At 72.1% G+C, this 15,841-nt stretch carries 14 protein-coding genes and 1 pseudogene; all 15 read right to left on the bottom strand.

Annotated elements, in window-relative coordinates; genetic code table 11:
- Positions 1-11: 11 nt before the first annotated feature.
- A complete protein-coding gene (gene fmt / locus QSK34_RS03195) occupies positions 12-938 on the bottom strand; it encodes a methionyl-tRNA formyltransferase (protein WP_285579673.1) in 927 nt (308 codons plus the stop codon).
- Entirely contained in the window at positions 938-1,486 is a 549-nt protein-coding gene (def, locus tag QSK34_RS03190) for a peptide deformylase (protein WP_285579672.1), read from the bottom strand. The genes fmt and def overlap by 1 nt, the downstream gene beginning before the upstream one ends.
- 45 nt (positions 1,487-1,531) lie before the next feature.
- The gene (locus tag QSK34_RS03185) at positions 1,532-2,761 is read right to left on the bottom strand and encodes a hypothetical protein (RefSeq protein WP_285579671.1); all 1,230 of its coding nucleotides are present in this window, start codon (positions 2,759-2,761) and stop codon (positions 1,532-1,534) included.
- Between the two features lie 23 nt (positions 2,762-2,784).
- Positions 2,785-4,470: a hypothetical protein gene (locus QSK34_RS03180; RefSeq protein ID WP_285579670.1), complete on the bottom strand. Its 1,686-nt coding sequence runs from the start codon at positions 4,468-4,470 to the stop codon at positions 2,785-2,787.
- Positions 4,471-4,725: 255 nt separating this feature from the next.
- Positions 4,726-6,660, bottom strand: a complete 1,935-nt coding sequence (locus QSK34_RS03175) for a primosome assembly protein PriA (RefSeq protein ID WP_502875398.1) — start codon at positions 6,658-6,660, stop codon at positions 4,726-4,728.
- 681 nt (positions 6,661-7,341) lie between these two features.
- Positions 7,342-7,623 (bottom strand): annotated as a pseudogene (locus QSK34_RS03170) (primosomal protein N' family DNA-binding protein); the annotation flags it as partial.
- Positions 7,624-7,806: 183 nt separating this feature from the next.
- Entirely contained in the window at positions 7,807-8,994 is a 1,188-nt protein-coding gene (metK, locus tag QSK34_RS03165) for a methionine adenosyltransferase (RefSeq protein ID WP_030450370.1), read from the bottom strand.
- 90 nt (positions 8,995-9,084) lie between these two features.
- Positions 9,085-9,441 (bottom strand): hypothetical protein, encoded by a 357-nt coding sequence (locus QSK34_RS03160; protein WP_285579669.1) that lies wholly within the window; start codon positions 9,439-9,441, stop codon positions 9,085-9,087.
- Positions 9,442-9,512: 71 nt separating this feature from the next.
- Positions 9,513-10,712 (bottom strand): bifunctional phosphopantothenoylcysteine decarboxylase/phosphopantothenate--cysteine ligase CoaBC, encoded by a 1,200-nt coding sequence (gene coaBC, locus QSK34_RS03155; protein WP_285579668.1) that lies wholly within the window; start codon positions 10,710-10,712, stop codon positions 9,513-9,515.
- Between the two features lie 1,135 nt (positions 10,713-11,847).
- Positions 11,848-12,117 carry a DNA-directed RNA polymerase subunit omega gene (rpoZ, locus tag QSK34_RS03150; protein ID WP_030450373.1) on the bottom strand — a complete coding sequence of 90 codons (270 nt, stop codon included), beginning with the start codon at positions 12,115-12,117 and terminating at the stop codon, positions 11,848-11,850.
- 12 nt (positions 12,118-12,129) lie between these two features.
- Complete coding sequence (gmk, locus tag QSK34_RS03145) at positions 12,130-12,693, bottom strand: guanylate kinase (protein ID WP_161480105.1); 564 nt, start codon at positions 12,691-12,693, stop codon at positions 12,130-12,132.
- Positions 12,694-12,841: 148 nt separating this feature from the next.
- Positions 12,842-13,165 carry an integration host factor, actinobacterial type gene (gene mihF / locus QSK34_RS03140; protein ID WP_030450375.1) on the bottom strand — a complete coding sequence of 108 codons (324 nt, stop codon included), beginning with the start codon at positions 13,163-13,165 and terminating at the stop codon, positions 12,842-12,844.
- A gap of 161 nt (positions 13,166-13,326) precedes the next feature.
- Complete coding sequence (gene pyrF / locus QSK34_RS03135) at positions 13,327-14,031, bottom strand: orotidine-5'-phosphate decarboxylase (RefSeq protein WP_285579647.1); 705 nt, start codon at positions 14,029-14,031, stop codon at positions 13,327-13,329.
- Positions 14,028-14,987, bottom strand: coding sequence for a dihydroorotate dehydrogenase (locus QSK34_RS03130; protein ID WP_285579645.1), 960 nt, complete (start codon positions 14,985-14,987; stop codon positions 14,028-14,030). Before QSK34_RS03130 ends, pyrF begins: the two co-directional genes overlap by 4 nt.
- Positions 14,977-15,795: a dihydroorotate dehydrogenase electron transfer subunit gene (locus tag QSK34_RS03125; protein ID WP_285582012.1), complete on the bottom strand. Its 819-nt coding sequence runs from the start codon at positions 15,793-15,795 to the stop codon at positions 14,977-14,979. The genes QSK34_RS03130 and QSK34_RS03125 overlap by 11 nt, the downstream gene beginning before the upstream one ends.
- Positions 15,796-15,841: the final 46 nt, after the last annotated feature.

Below are 15,841 nucleotides of genomic sequence, written 5' to 3'. Positions count from 1 at the left end.
TTCAGGGTAGCTCAGCTGAGATGGTCGCCTTCCCCGATTCGGGCACCGCGGGCCCAATCGCCCGCCGTCATCGGCTTCTTCCCTTCGGCCCTCACCTCGCCGAGGAGGACGGGGTGACTGGCCGTGCCGACCCAGATCCGGTTCTTCTGGACGCGGATCTCGCCCGGCGCCAGCTTCTCGGCGTCGGCGGCCGGGGTCACCGGGCCCAGTTTGAGCCGGTGGCCGCGGAACTCCGTCCAGGCGCCGGGATTGGGGGTGCAGGCCCGGATGAGCCGGTCGACCCGGAGGGCCGGGGCGGTCCAGTCGACCCGGGCGTCGTCGACCTGGATCTTCGGAGCCAGGCTGACCCCCTCGGCGGGCTGCGGGCGCGCTTCGAGGGTGCCGTCCTCGATGCCGTCGATCGTGGCGGCCAGCAGGCCCGCGCCCGACTCGGCCAGCCGCGCCAGCAGCTCGCCGCTGCTGTCGGACGGCCGGATCTCCTCGGTCACCACGCCGAACACCGGACCGGCGTCGAGCTCCTTGACGATCCGGAACGTCGCCGCGCCGGTGATCTCGTCGCCGTGGAGCACGGCGTGCTGGACCGGGGCCGCGCCGCGCCAGGCCGGCAGCAGCGAGAAGTGCAGGTTGACCCAGCCGTGGACCGGGATGTCGAGCGCCGCCTGCGGCAGCAGCGCGCCGTAGGCGACCACCGGGCAGCAGTCGGGCGCGATCTGGCGCAGCCGGTCGAGGAAGGCGGGGTCGCCGGCCTTCGCGGGCTTCAGCACCTCGACGCCCGCCTCGGCGGCGAGCTCGGCGACCGGGCTGGGGTGGAGCCTGCGCCCGCGCCCCGACTGGGCGTCGGGCCGGGTCACCACGGCCGCCACCTCGTGGCGGGAGGCCAGCAGGGCCCGCAGCGACGGGAGCGCGGTCTCGGGGGTGCCCGCGAAGACGAGACGCACTAGATGGCCCTCCCGAACGTGGCGTGCGGCGAGAACTTGACGACCGGGGCCGCCAGGCCGCTCCACTCGGCCTCGCGGACCGCCTTCATGGCGAGCTTGCGCTGCTTGGCGTCCATGCGGTCGATGAACAGGATGCCGTCGAGGTGGTCGGTCTCGTGCTGCAGGCAGCGGGCCATCAGGTCGGTGCCCTCGATCGTGACCGGGTCGCCGTGCATGTTGAAGCCCTTGGCGACCGCGCGGATCGCGCGCGGCGTCGGGAAGGCCAGGCCGGGGAAGGACAGGCAGCCCTCCTCGCCCTCCTCGTCGCACTCTTCGCCCAGGTCGAGGACCGGGTTCACCAGATGGCCGACCACGTCGTCGATGTTGTAGGTGAAGACGCGGAGCCCGACGCCGATCTGCGGGGCGGCGAGGCCGGCGCCCGGGGCGTCCATCATCGTGTCGGTCAGGTCTTTGACGAGCTTGCGCAGTTCCTTGTCGAAGGTCTTCACCGGCTCCGCCGGAGTGCGCAACACGGGGTCGCCGAACAGGCGGATCGGCTGAACTGCCACCAGAAGGCTCCTTGGACTAGGGATCAGCCAAGTTTAAGGGCGGTCTCAGCGCGACCGGGTCTTCATCGCCGCCTTGCGCGCGGCCTTGGCGACCACGACGTCGGGATGGTTCTTGCCGAGCAGCTCCAGCACGGCCAGCGCGTCGGGGTGGTCGGCCGCGCCCATGACGGGCACCAGGCTGAGCAGGTCGTCGCCGAGCACGTCGAGGTCGCCGCCCTTGGCCGGGGCGCCGAGGTAGAGCAGGGCGGCCAGGGTGTCGACGGCCACCCAGGCGCCGTCGGCCTCGCCGAGCGCCGGGGCGTCGAAGTCGCGCACGCCCAGCCAGGCGGCGGCGTAGCGCCACATCAGCGGCTCGTCGAGCGCCTCACGCACGGCCGGGGCGGCCTCCGGGCCCAGCTCCTCCAGGATGGTGCCGGCGGTGCCGCGCTGGGCGGCGTTGCCGGTCGCGGCGATCTTGATCAGGTCGCGGGCGGCCTCCTCGGGGGCCCGCCGCTCCAGCCACAGGCTCGCCGCGCTCGCCGACGCCTTCCCGGCGATCAGCGCGTCGATGAGCTCGCCGGCGGTCAGCAGGGCCAGGCCCTCGATCTCGCTCAGCGAGGGGGCGTCGTGGCCCTCACGCAGCAGGTCGCGGCGGACCGCCCAGACGCCGATCGGGGTGAGCCGCACCGAGTCGGCGCCCGCCGACTCGATCAGCCCGCAGTAGGCCAGCAGCTCCATCGCCGCGGCCAGCTCGTCGGGCAGGGCCAGGCGCAGCCGCCGCAGCTCCTGGAGCCCGGCCTCGCAGCCGACCTCGTGGGCCTGCAGGATGCCGGTGGTGAGCAGCGGCAACGCCATGCCCTCGCGCACCGAGTACATCGTGGCCAGGATCTCGGTCAGGTGCTCGTCGACGACGGCCGAGCCGGTCAGCCCCTGCTCGTCGGTCCGGTCGAGCACGTCCATGACGACGCCGTCCCAGAACTCCATGGTGTCGCGCACCCCCGGCCCCGGCCGGGCGCCCTCGGGGGTGATCTCGACGAGGCGGCCGTTGACCGCCACGATCCAGAGCAGCCGCAGGCGGTCGGCCCTCAGGCCGAGGTCGTGGACGGCCCGGGCGGCGTCGTCGGGCCGGAGAACGTGATCGTCGGCGACGGGGCGGGTGCCGGTCCAGGCGGCGAGGCGGGCCGCGTCGCGTACCAGGGGGACCGCCCGCACCTGAGCGGCGAGCTCGTCGTCGAGCGCCAGCTCGACCGGCGGGAAGGTGAGCACGTCGCTGTCGAGGATCGCTGAACCTGGCATTCCTGCAACTTACTCCACACTGGTCACCTGATACCCCGCGAACGAGCCTTGAAGGCGGCCTTCCTGGCGGCCTTGGCGGCGTTGCGGTCGGGCAGGGTGTGGCCGAGCAGTTCGAGCACCTGCACGACGTCGGGGTGCTCCACCTTCCACATGTCCTCGATCACCTCGGGCGACGGCCCGGAGGCGGCCATGTTCTCGGCGAACGACTGGGGATCGGCCTCGGCGGCCGGGATCGCCAGGGCGAGCATGTCGACGCTGACCCAGAGCATCTCGTCCTCGGTCAGCGGCGGCGCCCCCAGGCGACGGGCCGACAACCAGTGGATGACGTGGGGCCGCAGTTCCGGGTCGGACAGGTAGCGCCGGACGGCGGGCTCGGCCTCGAACCCCAGCCGGTCGACGATCGTGACGGCCACCCCACGCACCTCGGCCGGCGCGCCGACGACCGCTTCGAGCAGCTCCCCGGCGGCCTCCGCCGGGGACCGGGCGCCCAGCCACCGCACGATGTCGGGCTCGGCCGCCTCGGGTGTGATCCCGTCGGACAGCAGCCCCGCGATGAGCCCGCTCGCGTCGCCCTCGGCCAGGTCGGGCGCGATGGGGGCGTCGAGGCCGAGTTCGGCGTACATCTCCCGGATCCCCCACATTCCGTGAGGGGTCAGCACCAGACCCTCGTCGGTGACGGCGACGGTGCCCGCGGCGACGAGCCCTTCGAGGGCCTCGGTCAGGTCGCCCACCGGCCCGTCGTCGGCCACCTCGCTCAGGTAGTCGCCCACGGCCTCGACCGGGACCGGGACCTGGAGCCGGTAGAGCAGGTCGTGGATGGCGTAGACCTCCTTGTCGACCACCGCCGACCCGGTGACCTCGCCGCGGTCCTCGCCCAGGAACTCCACCAGCCCCACCCAGAGGTCGAGCACGTCTTCGTCGGCCCGCTCCTCAAGGGCCCGGAACCCCGCCTCGGCGCTCACCTGGACGCCGTCGAGCTCGGCGAGCCCGAGCTCCAGCGCGAGCCCCCAGGCGACCGACGGCCGGGCCACCCCCCGCCCCGCGAGCTCCTTGGCGTCTTTGACCCTGAGCGCCTTGCGGGTGGTCGCGGTGGCGCCGCGCTCGACCATCCAGGCCACGACGGTGTGGGCGTCGCGCAGCAGCGGCACCTCGCGCACCATCTTGGCGACCTCGCCCGGCGCGGCCAGCCGCACCGACGGAAGCGGCGCGCAGCCGGGACAGTCGCAGTCTTCGTCGAGGGTGAGGCTGCGCCCCTGCCCGAGCCGCGGCGCGGCGTCGTCGACCCCCGGCTCGATGAGCTCGAAGGTGTCGGCGCCGATGACGCTGAAGATGCTCTTCGCCATGCCGAACTTGGACGAGTCGGCCAGCGCGGCCGGCATCAGCGGCCCCACCCGGTCGAGCGTGGCCCGCATCTCGGCGGCGGTCGTGCCGTCGACCGCACCGGTGGCGGCCAGGAAGTCGACGAGCGAGTGGGCGGCCGCGACGGTTCCCGGCGCGCTGTCGGGCGGGGTGATCACCTTGCGCGGGTAGATCTCCAGCAGCAGTTCCTCGAAAGTGGCGGGCCGGAAATCCCCCGGCGCGGCGACCTCCAGGTAGTCACTGGCGTAGTCGCACAGCAGCCTGACCTCATCGGCATCGGGCGTGACGCCGTTCTCGTGCCCCCACACACGCAGGCCGTCGATGGCCCGGTTCACCCATTCGATCGACACAGGGAGACGCTAACGGGTTACTGACCGCATCGCGAATCGACGCCCTCGCCCCTAGATCAGGTCACAGCAGATCAACCACCCCGATCCCCACCCTGACCACCTCGGAGACCCCGGCGGACGACGGGCCCATGGCCACCCGGGCCCCTTTTGGGACGGCCCCTTTCGAACCCCGGCTTGGCCGAGCGGGGCGGCCGAACCTCGCCCCGGGGCCTCGGTCAGCGCCCCCATCAGGAGCGACAGCCGGTGAGCGGCAGGTCACAACAGGTCGAGGGGATCGATGTCCACCCGGACCACCTCGGCGGCCTTCCGCGCCGACCGGACCCCCGCGGCGCCCTTGAGGACCCTGGCCAGCTCGGCCCCCCGGGCCTTGGGCGCCCGCAGCACCGCCCGCTCCTCGCCGGTACGCCCCACCGGCACCGGCCCCAGCACCTCCACGCCCTCGGGAAGCGCGGCGATCCCCAGCATCTCCCTGATCGCGGCGGGCGACCCGGTGAGCGTGGCGACATGGGTGACCGGCGGGAACCCGAGCTCGGCCCGGTCGCGGAGTTCACGTTCGGCGTGCGTGACCGGATCCCACCGGACGAGCGCCTGGGTGACCGGCGCCTGCCCGTCGGCGAGCACGACCACCTCCCCGCCCGGCCGCACCAGCGCCGCGGCGTTGAGCCACCGCCGGAGCGCCTCCTCGGCGGCCCTGAGGTCGGGCCTGCTCAGCATGGCCCACCCGTCGAGCAGCGCCGCGGCCGCGTAGCCGCCCTCCGCGACGGGCTCGGCCCCCGGCGTGGCCACCACGAGCGCCGCCGTGCCCGGCACCGACGCGAGCACCCCGTCCCGCCCCGACGTCGTGACCCTGGTGGACGGAAAGGCCCGCCCCAGCTCCTCGGCCGTCCTGCGCGCCCCCACGACGGCCGCTCGCAGGCGCGGGGACCCGCAGTTGTGGCAGCGCCAGTCGCCGGCGATCCGGCCGCACCAGCGGCAGTAGGGCGCCGCGTGCCCGTTCGTCAGCGCCAGCGGCCCGGAGCAGTTCGTGCACCGCGCCCGGGTCCGGCAGTTCTGGCAGTTCAGCGCAGGGAGATACCCCCGCCTCGGCACCTGGACGAGCACCGGCCCCCGTTCCAGCCCCGCCTTGAGCGCCCGCCACGCGACACTGGGCAACCGGGCGGCCCTCGCCGCCTGGTCCCGCCCGAGCTCGGCGTCGTCTCCGGCGGGCCGGACCCGGGGCGCCCACCGCCTGACCTCCTCACGGGCGGCGGTCAGCGGTTTGGCCCACCCGGTGGCGATGAGCCGCGTCCCTTCCGCGGTCCGCGCGTAGCCTCCGATGAGCATCGCCGCACCCGCCGCGTGAACCCGGGTGGCCAGGACCTCCCGGGCGTGCGGGTAGGGCGCCAGCCGCTCGGAGTGCAGGTCGTCGCCGTCGTCCCAGAGCACCGCGAGCCCCAGGTCCCGCACGGGCGCGAACGCCGTCGCCCGGTTCCCCACGGCGACCGTGACCTCACCCCGCAACACCCTGAGCCACCGCCGATACCGCTCGGCGGGCCCTAGGTCAGCGGTGATGGTGACGTGGGGGGTGTCCTGGAGCGCGGCGCCCACGAGCGCGACGTCCTTCCCGTCGGGGACGACCACGACGACCCCACGGCCGGCCGCGACGGTCTGCCGAACGGCTTCGGCGACCGCCCCGGGCCAGGTCGGCGGCCCGCCCGGCAGCGCGGTCCAGACGGCCCGCACCGGCCGGCCGTCCCGGAGCCCGGCGAGAAACGAGAGCCCGGCGGAATAGGCGCCCCAGTAGTCACTGACGAGACCACCCGACTCCTGGACGGGGCCCGGAGCGGCCTCCGCCGCTGTCCCATGTCCCAAAATTTCGGGATCCGCCCTCCACCCGGGACCGCCGCCTGCATGGCGCACCACAGACCCAGCGAGATCCCCAGGTCCCACCTTGTCGGCCATTTCGGGATCTGCACCGGTCGCTACACCGCCCGAAACTTCGTGACCCGCTCCGGATGCCGACCCGCCTTCAACACGGGAGCCCTCGGCTTGCTCGACAAGGGATGCCCCGACTTGAGAGGGCGTCGCCTTCCCCCCATCACCCGAAATTTCGGCATCTGCCCCCAGCTCGGCCCGGGCATCCATGCCATCCGGAAGCCCGCGAAGCGTCCCTGATCCGGAGAGGGCTACCCCATCCAAGCCACCCGACATTTCGGGATCTGCGCTCGGCTCGACCTCGGCATCAGACGCCCCAGCCCCAGAGAACCCCGCACTCCCCACGCCACCCGAAATGTCGGTATCCGCACCGAATCCCGGCGGGGATCCGGCATCCATACCACCAGGAACATCGCCACCGTATGCGCCAGCGCCGGGAAACCCTGTGTCCCCCACTCCGCCCGACATTTCCGGATCTGCGCCCAGCCCTGAGGTAACCCCCAAGCCACCCGATATTTCGGGATCTGCGTTCGGGTCAACCTCGGCATCAGACGCCCCAGGCCCAGAGAACCCCGCACTCCCCACGCCACCCGACATCTCGGCCCCGGGCAAGGACTCGCCACCCTCAGACCCAGAGAACCCCGTTCTCCCTGCGCCCCCCGGCATCCCCGCACCAGGCAAGGACCCGCCGCCGCCAGCCGCAACGTCAGCACCCGCCCCGCCCGAAGACACCGCACCAGGCGAGGAGAGGCCGCCACCCGAAACGTCAGCACCCGCCCGGCCCGAAGACACCGCACCAGGCAAGGAGAGGCCGCCACCCGAAACGCCGGCACCCGCCCGTTCGGAAGACACCGCGGCATCCCCCAGCCGCACGGTCACCCCGGCCCCGCGCCGCCCACCCGCGGCCGCCGACTCACGCCCCGCCTCCGCCCGCGCGTGCCGGGGCGGGATCGCCAGCCGCAGCACGTCGGACAACGTCCCCGCATACCGGTCGGCCACCGCCCGCGCCAGAGCGGCGATCTCCGCCGTCAGCACCCGCTCCGGCGAGATCACCCGGTCGAGGAAGAGCAGCGCCCCCTGATGCTCACTGGACTCCACCCGCTCCAGCAGGAAGGCATCGGTCAGTTTTCCCGCGAACCGTACCCGGACCCGAACCCCGGGCAGGGCGACGTCGTCGAGGGAGGCGGGCACGAGGTAGTCGAAGGGCCGGTCGAGGTGCGGCAGCGGGTTGTCGACCACGACCCGTGCGACCGGTAGAAGGTCAGCGGGTGCGGGCGCGCCTGCGGCCCTCCCTCGGGCTCCCGGGGAGGTCGCGTCGGAGGGAAGCGCGATCAGCGCCTCCTGCGAACCCTCGCTCACAAGGCCCAAGTCCTAGCAGCAACCAAAAGATCCCCGGGCCGGAGCCCGGGGATCTGGGGAAAACTACAGACCGGCGGCGGCGCGCAGCGCGCCGGCGCGGTCGGTCGACTCCCAGGAGAAGCCGTCGCGGCCGAAGTGGCCGTAGGCGGCGGTCTCGGAGTAGATCGGGCGGAGCAGGTCGAGGTCGCGGATGATCGCGGCCGGGCGCAGGTCGAACACCTGGAGCACGGCGGCCTGGATGGCGGCGATCTCGACGGTCTCGGTGCCGAAGGTCTCGACGAACACACCGACGGGCTGGGCCTTGCCGATGGCGTACGCGACCTGGACCTCGGCGCGGTCGGCGAGGCCGGCGGCGACGATGTTCTTGGCGACCCAGCGCATGGCGTAGGCGGCGGAGCGGTCGACCTTCGACGGGTCCTTGCCCGAGAAGGCGCCGCCGCCGTGGCGGGCCATGCCGCCGTAGGTGTCGACGATGATCTTGCGGCCGGTGAGGCCGGCGTCGCCCATGGGGCCGCCGATCTCGAAGCGGCCGGTCGGGTTGACCAGGAGGCGGTAGCCCTCGACCACGATGTCGAGGTCGGCCAGGACCGGCTCGACGACGTGCTCGCGGATGTCGGGGGTCAGCATCTCCTTGAGGTCGATCTCCGGAGCGTGCTGGGTGGACACGACGACCGTGTCGAGGCGGACCGGCTTGTCGCCGTCGTACTCGATCGTGACCTGGGTTTTGCCGTCGGGGCGCAGGTAGGGCACGGTGCCGTTCTTGCGGACCTCGGACAGGCGGCGGGCCATGCGGTGGGCGAGCGTGATCGGCAGCGGCATCAGCTCGGGGGTCTCGCGGCAGGCGTACCCGAACATGAGGCCCTGGTCGCCCGCGCCCTGGCGGTCGAGGTCGTCGGCCTGCTGCTCCTCGCGGTGCTCGATGGCGTCGTCGACGCCCTGCGCGATGTCGGGCGACTGGGCGCCGATGGAGACCGAGACGCCGCAGGAGGCGCCGTCGAATCCCTTGTGGGAGGCGTCGTAGCCGATCTCGAGGATCTTCTCGCGGATGACGCCGGGAATGTCGACGTAGGTTTCCGTCGTCACCTCACCGGCGACGTGGACCTGGCCGGTGGTGATCATCGTCTCGACGGCGACACGGCTCTTGGGGTCGTCCTTGAGCATGGCGTCGAGGATCGCGTCACTGATCTGGTCGGCGATCTTGTCGGGGTGGCCCTCGGTGACCGACTCGGAGGTGAACAGGCGACGGGACAACTCGTGGCTCCTCATGCAGCGGCTGCTGACGGCTAAATGGCTTCGCTGAGTGTAGCCGGACGACCGTCACCCCCGCGAAACCGTCTCATGTCACAAGTCGGGTAGCGGATCCCTCGGCAGGTCCCCCGGCGCGAACGCCTCGGCGTCGGCCGCCCCGACGACGGCGACGTACTCGTCGGCGACCTCGAACGACACGCCGCCGAGCTCGATGACGGGACCCGGCGAGAAGGCGACCGGACCGAGCCGGGTGCGCCGCGGATGGCGGGCCCACACCGACGCTGGTTCGTGGCGGCCGAACACCTTGGTGGCCAGGACCGTGATCGACCGGTCGGTCACCACGACGAGATAGCCGTCGCCGTCGGCGTGGGCCGGGAAGACGTAGCGCAGGTCCTCGCCCGGCGGGAGCAGGGCGCGGCAGCGTTCCCGGATCGCGGCGGACACGGGCATGGCCATCTCCTTCAAGGGCCAAACGAGCCTTTTATGGGCCCCATTCCCTCTTTGTCCCGCGAACCGGTGCGTTACACCAGCCGTGCCGCGATCAGATCCCAGACGACCCGGGCGAGGTCGTCCTTGGGCCCGCGCGGGATCTCGACCGGCTCGCCCCCCGCCACCAGGACGGTCGCGGCGTTGTCGGGCGTCCCGAAGGCGAGATTCTCCCCCACCTGGTTGACGACGAGCAGGTCACAGCCCTTCCGCGCGAGCTTGGCCTGCCCGTTGGCCAGCACGTCGTCGGTCTCGGCCGCGAACCCGACGATCACCGAGGGCGACTTCTCCCCCGCCCGCCGCCGCTCTCCGAGCTCCGCCAGGATGTCCGGGTTCTTGGTGAGATGAATGGCCTCGGGCTCGTCGCCGGTCTTCTTGATCTTCGTACGACTGGGCGCGACCGGCCGGAAGTCCGCCACGGCCGCCGCCATGACCACCGCGTCGGCGTCGGCCACGGCGTCGATCACGGCGTCCCTGAGCTGCAATGCCGACTCGACCCGGACCACGTCCACCCCGGCCGGGTCGGGCAGCGACACGTTGGCCGCCACGAGCGTGACCGCGGCCCCCCGCGCGGCCGCGACCCGCGCCAGCGCGTACCCCTGCATCCCGGACGACCGGTTCCCGATGAACCGCACCGGGTCGATGGCCTCCCGGGTCCCTCCGGCGGAGACGACCACCCGCCGCCCCGCGAGATCGGGAACGGTTCCGGCGAGCACCTCGCGGCAGACCTGGAAGATCGCCGCCGGATCGGGCAGCCGCCCCTTCCCGGAGTCGGCCCCGGTCAGCCGCCCGACGGCGGGCTCGATCACGACGGCCCCCCGCGCCCGGAGGGTCGCGACGTTGGCCTGGGTGGCGGGGTGCTCCCACATCTCGGTGTGCATCGCGGGCGCGAACACGACGGGACACCGCGCCGTCAGCAGCGTGTTGGTCAGCAGATCGGAGGCCAGCCCATGGGCGGCCTTGGCGAGGATGTCGGCGGTCGCGGGCGCCACGACGAGCAGATCGGCACTCTGCCCGATCCGCACATGCGGGACCTCCTCCACGGAATCCCACACCTCAGCCGAAACGGGATTCCCGGAAAGCGCCGCCCACGTCGGCTCCCCCACAAACCGCAAAGCATCCCGCGTAGGCACAACACGGACAGAATGCCCCGATTCGGTAAACAACCGAAGAAGCTCACACGCCTTATAGACCGCGATCCCCGCGGAAACCCCCAACACCACCCGATTCGCCACAGAGAAACCCTACCGACCCCACCCGCGCCATTCCGGCCACCCCCCAGAGCATTCGGCCAACTCGCCACTCCGGCCCAGAACCCCATTCCATTCCGTTACGGCTCCGCCCACCCCGGCACTCCGCGCCGCCGAGACCCCCCACCGCCCCCAACGCCAACCACCGCACCAACCCCCCGCCGCAACGAGCAAAACAAAAACCGAACCGCCCCCGCGCTTCCCCTATCGCGAAGCATTCGCCCGCCACCTTCGACCCGAGCACGACTCAGCCGGCCTTCCAACCCGTCGAAGCAACGCGCCACCCTCGCAAGAAGGCCAGTCGGATGAACCAGTGCGAACACGCCCAACCCTCACCCGCGTGCCCACCTGCTGCCGACACCGCGCCGCCTACTTCGGGAAGACGGCCTGATGATCGCGGCCGGGCCGGCGTCGGCGAAGCCGGTGAATCTCGGCCGAACGGGCCACCTGCCCGCGATCGACCAGCTCAGCGAGGCGACGCGACCGCTGCCGGACCACGCCACATCGCAGACCAGCGAAGCAACGCGGATGCTCGCGCACAAGGAAACAAAGCAGACGAACCGACGCCGAGACGCTCACCCGCCACACCACAGAGCACCCAAGCAACACGCCCTACGGGAACCAAGCGAGTGAACCCTTACTGCCGTGCTCGTCCCACCTTGCCGCAGACCAGCGAAGCAACACGCGCACAAACAAACCAAGCAGACGAATCGATGCCGACATGCTCCCGCCTGGCCACACAGGAAGCACACGATCCCCCGACACGGGAAACCAAGCAGACAGACGGCCGCTCCACCCGCCATGCAGCACACCAGCGCGGTCAACGCCGACCCGACAACACCCTCGGCGAGGCCCAACCCGCACGCAGAAGAGTGACCCAATCCCTCAGGCAGGAGACCAGACGTACACGACCAAACGAAAAGGCCCGGAGGTGAACGAAGTGTTCATCCCCCAGGCCACACAGAACATCCAGGGCAACCAACAAGCCCAAGTCATATGGTGCCCGCTCGGGCGCGCCCGGGTCTGGACTGAGGAGCGCAGGAGAGCGAAGCGAACCGGAGCGACGAGGGAAGACACGGGCTAAAAGCGCCCGAGCCCGCGCATGCGGAGCATGCGCAGATTACACAGCGCCTTCGATCGGCTCCGACGTCAGCAGGCCCTCGGAGACCTCGCGCAGCGCGATCGACAGCGGCTTCTCCTGGGCGTGGGTCTCGACCAGCGGGCCGACGTATTCAAGCAGGCCCTCGCCGAGCTGGGAGTAGTAGGCGTTGATCTGACGCGCGCGCTTGGCGCCCATGATGACCAGGCTGTACTTGCTGTCGACCACGTCGAGCAGCGAGTCGATCGACGGGTTGGTGATGCCCTCGGCGTAGGCGGAGCTGGTGGTCACAGTAGGGGTCCCCTAGCTAGTCGGATCGTCGGCCATCAAATCTATCAGCCGCCGACATACCTCTTGCACCGACGTGTTGACAAGGGTCAGGTCGAATTCTTTCTCGGCCGCCATCTCGACCCGCCCGGCCTCAAGGCGGCGGGCGATCACGTCGGGCGGTTCGGTGCCGCGCCCGCGCAGGCGGCGTTCGAGCTCTTCCCACGTCGGCGGGGCGAGGAAGACGAGCAGGGCCTCGGGCATGCTGGCCCGGACCTGGCGCGCGCCCTGGAGGTCGATCTCGAGCAGGGTGGGCTCACCCTTGGCGAGGCGTTCCTCGACGGCGACGCGGGGGGTGCCGTAGCGGTTGCCGGCGAACTCGGCCCACTCCAGCAGGTCTCCGTCGGCGATGAGCCGGTCGAACTCGGCGTCGTCGGCGAAGAAGTATTCGACCCCGTGGGTCTCCCCGGGGCGGGGTTTCCGGGTGGTCACCGAGACCGACAGCCACACCTCTGGGTGTGCCCGCCGGAGCTCGGCGACGACCGTGGACTTGCCGACGCCGGACGGCCCGGACAGGACCGTCAGGCGTGTCAGAGGCATGGAGCCACCGTATCGCGCCCCGTCCCCTCCGGTTTCCTCGGCCTCGTGAGCCGTGCCGCCGTCGGACCAGGACGTCGTGGTCAACTCAATGCCCCTCTGGTGTCACGCGATCCCCGGCCATCCCGGGGGATGGCCGAAAGCGTACGCCTCAGCTTTCCGCGCCACCGAATTCGCGCTCCAGAGAAGCGCGCTGGTTGGCGCCAAGTCCGCGCACGCGGCGGGATTCGGCGATACCAAGACGTTCCATCAGCTGCTTGGCGCGGACCTTGCCCACGCCAGGGAGCGACTCAAGCAGAGCCGAGACCTTCATCTTGCCGATGACGTCGTCGGTCTGCCCATCCTTGAGCACCTCGGCAAGAGACACCGCGCCATGCTTGAGGCGGTTCTTGACCTCAGCACGCTCCTTGCGGGCCTTCGCAGCCTTCTCAAGTGCTGCGGCGCGCTGCTCGGGGGTCAGGGGAGGAAGAGCCACGCCGGGTCACCTCGAATTTCTGTCGATGTACTCGGACGAGAGGGGAAATTAGCTGGTCCTTGCCCCTTCCGGCAACGTCAAGACCTGTTTCTAGCAAAGAAATCCAAATAAACTACGCCCAGTAATCGCCATTTAACTGTCCGTCGACGAAAACGGCCTCATCAGGGGCGGGACAGTGATGTGCGCCTCAGTGCCGCGGCGATGGCCGCGGCGCTCGCTCCGGGGTCGGCCGAGCCGGTGATCGGGCGCCCGATCACGAGGAGGTCGGCGCCGTCGGCAAGCGCTCTCTCGGGGGTCGCGACGCGCGCCTGGTCCTGTGAGGCGGCGCCCGTGGGGCGCACCCCGGGGGTGATGAGGGTGATGCCCTCCCCCACCTCGGCCCGGACGGCCGCGACCTCCATGGGCGAGCACACGAGCGCCTGGGCCCCCGCGCCCACGGCGAGGGCGGCGAGGCGGCGTACGGCGTCCTGAGGCGGCCCCTGGAGGCCGATGGCGGCCAGGTCGGCCTCCGACAGCGAGGTGAGCACCGTGACGGCCGCGATGCGCGTCTGGGGGGCCGACTCGACGGCCGCGCGGATCATGGCGGCCCCGCCGCCCGCGTGGACGGTCAGGAAGGCGGGCTTGAGCCGGGCGACGGCCTTGGTGGCGCCGGCCACGGTGTTGGGGATGTCGTGGAGCTTCAGGTCGAGGAAGACCTGCACGCCGCTGGCGCCCCGGACGGAGGCGATCACGTCGGGCCCGTAGCGGAGGTAGAGCTCCAGGCCGACCTTGACGGTCGAGACGTGGGGGGTCACCAGGCTCGCCCAGCGGGCCGCGGTCTCCAGGTCGGGCGCGTCCAGGGCGACGGCGATGGGTGCGGGCGTCACGGGGAACTCTCCTCACGGTCGGTGCGGTGGGACGGGCGGTGGGCCAGCCCCACCGCGTCGGCGAGCCGGTCGAACCCGCGCTCCTGGAGGAGTTCCTCCAGCTCTCTGAGCACGCGGTGGCCGGCGTACGGGTCGTGGAACAGGACCGTACCCACCGCGACCGCGCAGGCTCCGGCCAGGACCAGCTCAAGGGCGTCGCGACCGCTCGTGACGCCGCCCATGCCGATGACGGGGGTGCCGGGCAGGGCGGCGTGCACCTGCCAGACGCACTTGACGGCCAGCGGCCGGATCGCGGGGCCGGACAGGCCACCGGTGCCGGCGGCCAGGGCCGGGCGCATGCGGTCGACGTCGATGGCCATGCCGACCGGGTTGTTGATCATCGAGAGGGCCTCGGCGCCGCCGTCGACGCACGCCTTGGCGATGGCCACCACGTCGGCCACGTCCGGCTGGAGCTTGGCGATCACCGGGAGGTCGTAGCGGGCGGCGGTGCGGACCGCCGAGACGACCTCGCCGGCCGCCGAGGGGTCGCGGGCGAAGACGCGGCCCCGGTCCTCGACGTTGGGGCACGACAGGTTGACCTCCAGCGCGGTCACGCCGGGGGCGTCGGTGAGCCTGCGGGCCAGCGCGGAGAACTCCGCGACGCTGCCGCCGCCGATCGACACGACGGTCCGGGCGCCGCGCTCGGCCAGCCAGGGCAGCTCGCGGGCCAGGAAGACGTCGACCCCCGGCCCCTGGAGCCCGACGGCGTTGAGAAGCCCTGAGGGCGTCTCGGCCATGCGGGGGGTGGGACGACCCGCCCGGGGCGCCATCGTGATCGTACGGGTCGTCAGGGCCCCCAGACGGGTCACGTCGGCGAAGGGGGCCAGCTCGCGGCCGGTCCCGGCGCAGCCGGAGGCGGTCAGGATGGGGTTGGGCAGCTCGACGTGCGCCAGGTAGGTGCGCATGTCAGCGGGCACGGTCGCCTCCCGGCGCCCCGTGGGCGTCGAAGGGGATCGTGCCGACGTCGTCGAACCGCACCCGCTCGCCCCGGAAGACCGGCCCGTCGACGCACGCCCTGGTCATGCGGGTCACGCCGTCGTCGCCGATCACGGGAACGGTACAGGTCATGCAGAGCCCGATCCCGCACGCCATCAGCTCCTCGACGCTCACCTGGACGGGGATGTCGAACTCGGCGCACACGGCGGTCACGCCGCTGAGCGTCGCCATCGGCCCGCACGCGTAGACGACGTCGGCGTGCGTGTCGGCGATCACCCCGGGCAGCACGTCGACCACCGACCCGCGTACACCCAGGGAGCCGTCGCGGGTCGTGAGGGTCGCCGTCTCGGCCATGCGGCGGGCGCGCAGGGCCCCGAAGACGCGGTCGGAGGAGGCGGCCCCCAGCACGAAGTCGACCCGGCAGTTGCGCTGCTGCAGCGCGTCGGCCAGGGCGAACAGCGCGGCGGCGCCGTACTCCGAGCCGACCAGCAGGCAGGTGGCCGGGTCGCGCGGCAGCGGGAAGGGCCGCCCGAGCGGGCCGATGAGGTCGAGCGGGTCGCGGGCCCGCCGGTCGGCCAGCCAGGCGGTGCCCGCGCCGCGCACGGTGAAGACCAGCTCGACGGTGCCGCCGTAGTCGGGCTTCACGTCGTGCACGGCGAAGGCCCGGCGGGTGAGGGTGGAGGTGCGCGGCCCGCCCACGGCGACGGTGACGAAGTGGCCGGGCCGGAACCGGTCGGCGATGCCCGGCGCGACGACGGTCAGCGCGTGGTAGGCGTCGACCCGGCGCATGGTCAGCACCGTCCCCGTCACCTGCACCGGGCTCCCGGCCACGTCG

This window comes from Herbidospora sp. NBRC 101105 (assembly GCF_030269205.1).
Lineage (GTDB): Bacteria > Actinomycetota > Actinomycetes > Streptosporangiales > Streptosporangiaceae > Herbidospora > Herbidospora solisilvae.
Note: the sequence above shows the minus strand (reverse complement) of the source record. Positions and strands in the feature narration are given on the sequence as shown.